Annotated in this window: 8 protein-coding genes and 1 pseudogene; 5 read left to right on the top strand and 4 right to left on the bottom strand. The window is 69.7% G+C overall.

Going from position 1 to position 8,647, the window contains the following annotated elements; genetic code table 11:
* Nucleotides 1-10: 10 nt before the first annotated feature.
* Nucleotides 11-793 (top strand): LysR substrate-binding domain-containing protein, encoded by a 783-nt coding sequence (locus DKL51_RS24630; RefSeq protein ID WP_124812557.1) that lies wholly within the window; start codon nucleotides 11-13, stop codon nucleotides 791-793.
* Here the strand turns inward: DKL51_RS24630 and DKL51_RS24625 are convergent.
* A pseudogene (locus DKL51_RS24625) lies at nucleotides 700-1,244 on the bottom strand (IS701 family transposase); the annotation flags it as partial. The gene DKL51_RS24630 and the pseudogene DKL51_RS24625 overlap by 94 nt on opposite strands.
* A gap of 408 nt (nucleotides 1,245-1,652) precedes the next feature.
* Nucleotides 1,653-2,339 carry a GntR family transcriptional regulator gene (locus tag DKL51_RS24620; RefSeq protein ID WP_221623236.1) on the bottom strand — a complete coding sequence of 229 codons (687 nt, stop codon included), beginning with the start codon at nucleotides 2,337-2,339 and terminating at the stop codon, nucleotides 1,653-1,655.
* A 116-nt stretch (nucleotides 2,340-2,455) separates the two neighbouring features.
* On the opposite strand from DKL51_RS24620, the gene DKL51_RS24615 reads away from it, so the two are divergent.
* From DKL51_RS24615 to DKL51_RS24600, 4 genes are all read left to right on the top strand, one after another.
* Nucleotides 2,456-3,382, top strand: coding sequence for a fumarylacetoacetate hydrolase family protein (locus DKL51_RS24615; protein WP_124812555.1), 927 nt, complete (start codon nucleotides 2,456-2,458; stop codon nucleotides 3,380-3,382).
* 26 nt (nucleotides 3,383-3,408) lie between these two features.
* Nucleotides 3,409-4,386: a VOC family protein gene (locus DKL51_RS24610; protein ID WP_124812554.1), complete on the top strand. Its 978-nt coding sequence runs from the start codon at nucleotides 3,409-3,411 to the stop codon at nucleotides 4,384-4,386.
* Nucleotides 4,387-4,495: 109 nt separating this feature from the next.
* Nucleotides 4,496-5,692 carry an MFS transporter gene (locus tag DKL51_RS24605; RefSeq protein ID WP_185734912.1) on the top strand — a complete coding sequence of 399 codons (1,197 nt, stop codon included), beginning with the start codon at nucleotides 4,496-4,498 and terminating at the stop codon, nucleotides 5,690-5,692.
* Nucleotides 5,689-7,362 carry an FAD-dependent monooxygenase gene (locus tag DKL51_RS24600; RefSeq protein ID WP_124812553.1) on the top strand — a complete coding sequence of 558 codons (1,674 nt, stop codon included), beginning with the start codon at nucleotides 5,689-5,691 and terminating at the stop codon, nucleotides 7,360-7,362. The genes DKL51_RS24605 and DKL51_RS24600 overlap by 4 nt, the downstream gene beginning before the upstream one ends.
* 67 nt (nucleotides 7,363-7,429) lie before the next feature.
* Here the strand turns inward: DKL51_RS24600 and DKL51_RS24595 are convergent, their stop codons facing one another.
* A complete protein-coding gene (locus tag DKL51_RS24595; protein ID WP_124812552.1) occupies nucleotides 7,430-7,879 on the bottom strand; it encodes a VOC family protein in 450 nt (149 codons plus the stop codon).
* Nucleotides 7,880-7,947: 68 nt separating this feature from the next.
* Nucleotides 7,948-8,376, bottom strand: coding sequence for a DUF2267 domain-containing protein (locus DKL51_RS24590; protein ID WP_124812551.1), 429 nt, complete (start codon nucleotides 8,374-8,376; stop codon nucleotides 7,948-7,950).
* Between the last annotated feature and the right edge of the window lie 271 nt (nucleotides 8,377-8,647).

Below are 8,647 nucleotides of genomic sequence, written 5' to 3'. Positions count from 1 at the left end.
CGCGAAGGACGTGCTGGGCGCGGGGGAGCAGGCGGTGGCCGGGCTCGCCGCAATCCGCCACGGGGTCAGCGGCACGGTGCGAGTCGGCGCGTTCGCGTCCGCGGCCGGCGCGCTGGTGGCCCCCGCCGCCGCCCGCGCGCGGGCGAAGCACCCGGAGCTGGACGTGCGGGTGATCGAGGCCGAAGACCAGCAGAGCCGCCTCGACCTGCGCTCCGGCACCCTCGACGTGGTGGTGCTGCAGGAGTATGACCACGTGCCCGCGCCGCTGGTCGACGACCTGGACCGGCACCCGGTCACCACCGACCCGATGCACCTGATCACCCCGGTCGGGTGGCGCCGTCGCACCGGCCGGCTGAGCGAGCTGCGCGACGTGCCATGGATCGCCAGCGCCGAGCACACGCCGTGCCTGCGGTCCACATTGCACGCTTGTCGGCTCGCCGGCTTCGAGCCGGACATCCGGCACCGTTCCATCGACTTCGCGCTTACGCTGGACCTCGTCGCGGCCGGCCTGGGCGCCGCGCTGGTGCCGGAGCTGGCGCTGCGCCACGTGCCACCCGGGGTGCACGTGGAGCCACTGGTCGAGCCGGTCACCGAGCGACGTATCTTCGCGGTCACCCGCGCCCTCGGCGGCACGCCGCAACGGCCCGCGGTGGACGCCCTGCTGACCGAGCTGAGCGGCGCGGGCGCGTTGTCGGAGGACGAACGCGTGGAGCTGGTGATCATGCCCGCGGCCAGCTCCGACCGGGTGGCGAACCCGATCTCGTCAGGCACGCCGGCGGACTGGCACCGCTGACGGTCGTCAGTCCACGACGCCGGCCGATACACGCATTCGGTCGATCAGGGTGCGCCCGTCCCGACCGGCATAGCCCAGGAACACCCCGGCCTGCGCGTTCTCAATCCGCCCGGCCGTGCCCATGTACTGCCGCTGCACCCCAACCGAATGCACGCCCTTCTTAAGATCACCGGTCTCATCGACCACCAGGATCGCGTCCGGGTCACCGAACCGGTCGACCCCCACCTGCCGCAGGTCGTCACGTACGGCGTCGGCACCCCACACCGCCCGGTACAACAGCCGGTGCATCGCATTCGGCCGGGCGTGTCCGGCCTGCTCGGCCAACTGCCGGCACGTCTTAACCTCAAGATCAGGCAGCAGGCCGGCCACAAACTCCGCCGCCGTGCCGCGGCTGCACCCGCCCGAACCGGCCCGCGAACGCGCGAGCACCCCGGCCATGACCCGCTCCCAGGCCGCGGGGGCTACGCTGCGGCCTGTGGCCACCGCCAGATCTGGAGTCATGTCCACAACGTACAGACGGTCACGCGGTGGCCGCCTCGCGTCCAGCCCACCTGACGAGCGACATCTCAAACGGCGACTGCCGTATCAGTGAGGCTCCGCCTCGGACCGTCAAGCATGGCAGCTGAGCCGGGCAAATAGGTGAGATGTGACCTTCGGGCAAGCTCACGCAAGGACCTGCGGCCGATCTTGGCCGGCCGCGGCCACCCGCTGCGCCGATGTCCGGCCGCCGAGACGACCGGCCGTGCCACTTCAAAGTGGCTGGTCAGAACCCATGTCTGCAGATGTGGAGCGGGCCAGACCGGGCTACACCGCCACGAAAACTTGCCTCAAATGTGAAGAAGTCGGCAACCGAGGAGCCCTAAGAGGCCTGCTGGTGGCTCGCCTCGCTGGCCGCGGTGCGCAGTGCGTCGCTGGTCCGCTGGATGTGCTGGGCCAACGCGCGGGTGGCACCCTCCTCGTCGCGGGCGTTCGTGGCGTCCAGGATCTGGCGGTGCTCCAGGGCGTGGTCGCGGTTCTCGTCGTGGCCGACCGTTCGTGACCACCAGCGGTACAACGACGCCGCGTCCCGGAGAGAGCTGGCGATGCTGAGTAGCCGCTCGTTGCCGCATCCCCGCAACGTGGCGGAGTGGAACTCGTCGTGCGCCTCGGCCCACTCCGGGTTGACGTCGCCGGAGGGGAAGGTCAGGGGCGTGTTGGCCAGGGTGTGATGAGCCGCGAGGACCGAGGACTCCCAGGCCAGGCCGCCGCGCTGGATGGAGCGACGCAGCACCAGCGTCTCGATCTCGATTCGCGCCTCGGTCAGCTCATCGAGGTCGGCGAGGGTGAGCGGACGGACCCGGAAGCCTTGCTGGGGCATGGCGACCGCCAGGCCTTGCTCGGCCAGACGTGTGAGCGCCTCGCGGACCACGGACTGGCTGACCGAGAAGCGCTCGGCGAGTTCGACGAAGCGCAGCCGGGAGCCGGGCGGCAGCATACCGCGCAGCACGTCCTCACGTAGCTGTGCATGCACGAACGCGGATCGCGTCGTCGGGTCCCCGGACGTCACCGGCGCCATGATAGCGGAACCGGATTCGCGAGATTCTCTTGTCATCTCGCTATTTCTGGTGTGAGGATGCCTGTGGTCCGCGCCACTGTGACGCGGACCACAGTGAGGAGGCCGGGATGCGGTTCGCGAACATCGGCGGCCGGTTGGCGATCTCGACCGGCGGTGGGTACGCCGACGTGGCAGCCGCGAGCGGGGGTCAGTTCGGTCCGGCTGCGATGGAGGGGCTGGAGAACTGGTCCGGCCTGAGGGCGTGGGCCGATCGGCAGGATGCCGCAGCGCTGGAGCCGTACCTGCTCGAAGGGTCCGGCGAGAAGGGCACAGTGGACCTGCGGATCCCGGTTCCCGAGCCGAGGCAGGTCTTCGCCATCGGCCTGAACTACCGCGACCACGTGGCCGAATCGGGCCTGACCGAGCCGTCCACACCGCCCGTGTTCACCAAGTTCCCGACCTGCCTAACCGGCCCCCGAGACAGCGTGGTGCTGCCCCCAGGGTCGGTGGACTGGGAGGTCGAACTCGTCGTGGTCATCGGCCGTCGCGGTGAGCACGTCTCGGAGGGGGCCGCCTGGTCGCACGTCGCCGGCGTGATGGTTGGCCAGGACCTGTCCGAGCGGCAGCTGCAGTTGGCGGGGCCGGCACCGCAGTTCTCCCTCGGCAAGTCGTTCCCCGGCTTCGGACCGATCGGCCCGGTGCTCGTGACCGTCGACGAGCTGGCCGATCCCGACGACCTGGCCCTGGGTTGCCGGCTGGAGGACGGCGACGTTCTGCAGAGCGGCCGCACCCGCGACTTGATCTTTCCGGTCCCGGAGCTGATCGCGCGCCTGTCGGCGGTGTGTCCGCTGCTACCCGGGGACCTCATCTTCACCGGTACGCCCGCCGGCGTCGGTGGGGGGCGGAAGCCTCCGCGGTTCCTGCGACCGGGCGACGTCCTGGTCAGCTGGGTCGAGGGGGTCGGCACCCTGCGCAACCGGATGGTCGCCGCACCGGCGGCCGCAGCGGACCAGCACTCCGTGCAGGTACTGGAACTGACTCACACCACCCACTGAACGAACGAGTCCAGAGAGGACACGCCGTGCCATTGCACCGCCTCACCCGGATCGTGCTGGGTCTGCCCAACGTCGAGGACACCGCCGCGTACTACGCGGAGTTCGGGCTGACCCCCGCGGCGACCGAAGCCAGCTCGATCTACGGCGCCGAGGCTCCGGCGCCCACGCCGAATGGTGAGCACCGGTTCAGCACCGTCGACGGCGGAGAGCAACTGCGCATCGTGCCGTCTGGGCGGCGGCGACTGTTGGAGCTGGGCGTCGGCGCGGACGACCCCGACGACCTGGAGCGCGTGGCCGCCTCACTGGCCGCCCTGGGGATTCCCGTCCAGCGCAGCGAGACGCACGTGCAGGCCGTCGACCCGGGAACGGAGGTCACCGTCCGTGTGGAGATCGCGGACCGATACGACCAGACCCCGACCCCGGCCCCGGCGTACAACACCCCCGGGGTGGACGCCCGCACCGAACAGCGCGCCCCCGGCATCCTGCGCGAGCACCCGGTCCGACCCCGAAAGCTCGGCCACGTCGTGCTGGGCTCGACCGACCAGGAGACGTCACAGACGTTCTTCCAGCAGGGGATCGGCTTCAAGGTCAGCGACACCGTGCCGGGCGTGGCGGCGTTCATGCGCTGCTCCACGGACCACCACAACGTGCTGGTCCAGCAGGCCCCCGTGTCGTTCCTGCACCACACGTCCTGGCAGGTCGACGACGTCGACGACGTGGGCCGAGGGGCCACCGCGATGCTGGAAAAGGACCCGGCCCGGCACGTGTGGGGCCTGGGCCGCCACCACATCGGCTCCAACTTCTTCTGGTACCTGAAGGACCCGGCCGGCAACTTCTCGGAGTACTACTCCGATCTCGACTGCATCGTCGACGACGCGCTGTGGTCGCCGCAGGTCTGGGAGGGCCTCCGCAGCCTCTACAACTGGGGACCGCCCCCGCCCCCGTCCTTCCTGGCCCCCGAGGACCTCGCCGCTCTCATGACGGGGGCGCACCAGGGACAGTGACCGCCGGCACCCAGGTGCGGCCTGCCTCATTCCCTCATTGCCTCTCTGCGGACGAAGGAGTCCGACCATGTCCTATGCAGTCTCAACCCGTCGCCGCTCACTGGTTCTCGTGCTCGGCTTCCTCCTCTTCCTCATCGACGGATACGACCTGTTCGTCCTCGGCACCGTCGGCCCGAGCCTGCTGGCGTACCAACCATGGGGCGCGACACCGGCAACCCTCGGACTGCTCGGGAGCGTCACGGCACTGGGTATGCCGTTCGGTGCCATCGCGGCCGGGTGGGCCAGCGATGTCTGGGGCCGGCGGGTACCACTGACGGTCTGCCTTTCCTGGGTCTCACTCTTCATGCTGTTGAGTGCATTCGCACCCAGCCTCGGGATGTTCGTCGCGACCCGGGCCGCGACCGGGATCGGCCTGGGCGCGCTGGTACCCGTCGGAGTGGCGCTGGTCGCCGACGCTGCGCCCCCACGACGACACAGCCTCTTCGTCGGGGTCGCGCTCACCGGTATCGCTGTCGGTGGTTTCGTGACCGCCCTGGTGGGCCGAGCCCTGCTCCCGCACATGCATTTCCAGCGGCTGTTCCTGGTCGGCGCGTTGGCACTGCTGTTGATCCCGCTGGTGAGGGCCCTGGTCGGCCGCGAGCTTCCCCAGGCCGATCGCCAGGCCGCGGCCGCACCGCTGGCCGGCCGGAACAAGGCGGCCCAACTGTTCCAGTCCGGATTCGGCCCGGCGAGCATGCTCTTCTGGGTCGCGACCTTCATCGCGCTGCTGCTGTCCTATGGTGCGGGCACCTGGCTGCCCACTCTCATGGTCAAGGCGGGATACGACCTCAGCTCAGCTCTCTCGTTCTCCATGACGTTCACCCTGGGTGCCATTGTCGGAACTGTGGTCGTCACCCTGATCGCCGATCGCGGATTCCTGAAGGCCACGACGCTCGGATGCTTTCTGCTCGCCGCGGTGGCGATGCTCGTCCTGAGCACGCCGCAGCCCAGATGGTTGCTGTTGGCGATGTCCGCCCTCGCCGGCGTTGGCACGCTCGGCACTCAGAACCTCATCAACGCCTACGTCGCGCAGTTCTACCCGGCGCAGCTGCGCAGCACTGCCCTGGGTTTCAGCCTGGGTGTCGGACGGATCGGGGCGATCGCGGGCCCCAGCTACATCGCGGCCATCACCATCCTGATCACCGTCCCCAAAGCCGGCTTCTACGCCTTCATCGTCCCGGCGGTCATCGGGGCGCTCGTGATCGCAGTGGTGCCCGCCCGATCGAGGTCGTCGGCGACGACGCGTCCTGTGGAGGTCCCGGCATGAACACCCCCCGCCCGTACGAAGAGACCGACGTCATCATCGTCGGCGGAGGGCCGGTCGGCCTGACACTGGCCCACGTGCTGGGCGCCCGTGGCATCCGCTGCGTGCTGCTCGAGCCCCGTCAGACACCGGACATCAACTCGCCGCGGTGCAAACAGCTCAATCCTCGCTCGATGGAGACCTTCCGCACGCTGGGCATCGCGGAGGACATCCGACGTCATTCACGCTTGCCCTTCGGATGGTCCGACCGCGCGGTCTTCGCCACCAGCCTGACGGGGCACCTGATCGAGCGGTTGGACCAGGTCTTCGCGCTCTCCGACGTGCCGAATTCCGACTTGGTCGAGCCGGCGCAGTGGTGCGGGCAGGATCGGGTGGAGGAGGCGCTCCGCGCCTCGCTGCGGCGTCGGGACTCGGTGACTGCCCTCTGGGGATGGACGCTGAGGGACATCGAGCAGGACGCCCATGGCGTCACCGTGACTGCCACCGCTTCGGACGGCAGCGAGAGGCGGATCAGGGGCCGCTACCTGGCCGGAGCGGACGGCTCGCGCAGCACTGTTCGGCGCCGGCTCGGCATCGAGATGACCGGCCGCGGTCACGAGGCGCAGTTCGTCCAGGCGATCTTCCGGGCGCCCGGGTTGAGCGCTGCCCACTCTCTGGGGCGAGCGGTGCAGTACTGGATCGTCAACGAGCGAGTCAGCGGCATGATGGGAACTCTCGACACCGAGGACACCTGGTGGGCGGGCTTTCCGGGCGCGCCGGGGGACGGCTCTGAAGAGCGGTTCCGAGACGCTGTCGCCGGCCTGATCGGCACCGATTTTCCAGTGACGATTCTGGCGACCGACACATGGTCGCCCCGCATGCTGGTCGCCGACCACTACCGCGCCGGGCGCTGCTTCCTGCTCGGCGACGCCGCCCACCTCAACCCCCCCTGGGGCGGCTTCGGCGCCAACCTCGGGATCGGTGACGCGGCCGACCTCGGCTGGAAGCTCGCCGCTGCGGTCAGCGGCTGGGCCGGTCCGGACCTGCTGGACTGCTACGAGGCCGAGCGCCGTCCGATGGCCCATCGCGCCATCGCCGAGGCTGTGCGGAACATGCAAGTGCTCAGCGGCGATCTCGTCCAACCAGGACTGGAGGACGACGGACCGGCAGGCGATCGAACTCGCGCGACCGCGGCCGCCAAGATTCGACGCTCCAAGACCGCCGAGATGTACACGCTGGGCTTCGTCCTCGGCGCGCGCTACTGCGACTCACCCCTCGTCAGGTACGACGACGGGCCCGCACCCGGGTCCACCACCTCCCACTACCAGCCGTCCACGGCGCCGGGCGGACGGCTGCCTCACCTCTGGCTGGGACCCGGGCGCTCCCTCTTCGACGAACTGGGACGGGGATTCACCCTTGTGGAGCTGGGAAGTACCGCGGGGCCAGAATGGGAGACCGCAGCCCAGGAACGCGGCCTGCCGCTGGCCCGGCTACACCTGCACCGCCCCGACCTGGCCGAGATCATGGGCGCCGACTTCCTCCTGGTGCGACCGGACCACCACGTCGCCTGGCGGGGCAGCGGCCACGACCTCGACGTCGCAGAACTCCTCGACCAGGTCCGGGGCTGTGCCCGCTCCTCCACCTCCGCGGGCATGCCGGTCACCTCCGTTTCCCCGCAAGCGGCACCGGCCTGAGCGGGGTGACCGATCACGATGGCTGGCCCGGCCATGACCGGGGCTGTCGGCGGCGCCGATGGTCAGGCTAGGCGGAGGCGGCCCGACCCATCTCGGCGAGGATCCCGGTGGCCTGACCAAGCTCGATCAGGTAGCCGTCCGGGTCCCGCAGGTAGCACCGGATCTCGACGCCGTGGTCCTTCGGCTCGGTCAGGAACTCCCCACCCCGTGACCGCCACTGCTCATAGACCGCGCGGACGTCGGTGACCCGGACATTCATCGCGCTGCTGAGCGTGTTCGGATCCGGCGGCGCGTGGGCTTGGACGGCTGGCTTGTCGTCGGTCGGACCGCCTTCGGTGTTGATCACGATGTAGCTGTTGTGGAACTGCAGGATCGCCGGCTGGCGGTCCCGCACCACCGTCGCGCCGAGCACCCGCCGGTAGAACTCCCGGGAACGGTCCACGTCCCGCACGATCAGCAGGTGCGTGAGCACCAGCCCACCCTCGGGCTGGAAGTAGTCGGGCGCCTCGGTCGCCATACCACGCCTCCCCGCGAACACTCGGCAGCGGCGTACCCGCGTGCGACGCGGGCACACCTGCTCCTGCCTCAACCGTGGGGGCTATACGGGCCGGGCTGCCGCCCGCCACCGGCACCCACCGGCTCGATCACCTGCCAGAACTCCTTCGGAAGCTGGGCCACCGTGTCGTCGAACTGGTCACGGGTAACAGCCTCACGTAGCGTGGTGAGCACCGCGCCGACCCCGGCACCGGCGAGCGCACGGTCGACGTCCGGGCGGTCCGCCACCCGCTGCACGAACTCTTCGAGCCCGAACGACGACGTGGCATGTTCCCGTCTAAGCGGTTGGCGCAGGCAGTCGTCAAGCCCTGTCGGTAGCTGATAGGCAAGGTTTTCAGCCTGGCCGGCGCTGATCCGACCTGCCAATGTCTCCAACGTCACGCGGGTGAGTGTCGCCGCCTGATCGGTCGACACCTTTGCCCGCAGGGCCACTGCGTTGATGAAATCCTCGTATTCCATCTAGTTCTCCTCTCCGGCCGGAACGCGCGGTCCAACCGTTACAAGGCGTCCCACAGCTCCGGGGCCGAGGCCGAGTGGGCGAACTCCTGCCCCGCTCGACAGCCTTCCCCGGAAAGGGGTGACGGCGCCTCATCCCGATCGGGCGAACCGGCCACGTGCCCGCCAGGGGCGACGAGTTTCCGGTGATCGCACGGTGAACCGGTCGACCGTGAGGCGGTCGTGAATTGCGCCGCCGGCGTCGCGGCGGCGCAATTCACGACCGCCTCACGGT

Origin of the sequence: Micromonospora globispora, assembly GCF_003857015.1 — a bacterium.
Lineage (GTDB): Bacteria > Actinomycetota > Actinomycetes > Mycobacteriales > Micromonosporaceae > Micromonospora > Micromonospora globispora.
Note: the sequence above shows the minus strand (reverse complement) of the source record. Positions and strands in the feature narration are given on the sequence as shown.

What these genes read in the sequence shown, in the direction of transcription:
- DKL51_RS24590 (WP_124812551.1), bottom strand. Translation starts at nt 8,376, where the DNA reads ATGGAATACGAGGATTTCATCAACGCAGTGGCCCTGCGGGCAAAGGTG.
- DKL51_RS24615 (WP_124812555.1), top strand. Translation starts at nt 2,456, where the DNA reads ATGCGGTTCGCGAACATCGGCGGCCGGTTGGCGATCTCGACCGGCGGT.
- DKL51_RS24595 (WP_124812552.1), bottom strand. Translation starts at nt 7,879, where the DNA reads ATGGCGACCGAGGCGCCCGACTACTTCCAGCCCGAGGGTGGGCTGGTG.
- DKL51_RS24600 (WP_124812553.1), top strand. Translation starts at nt 5,689, where the DNA reads ATGAACACCCCCCGCCCGTACGAAGAGACCGACGTCATCATCGTCGGC.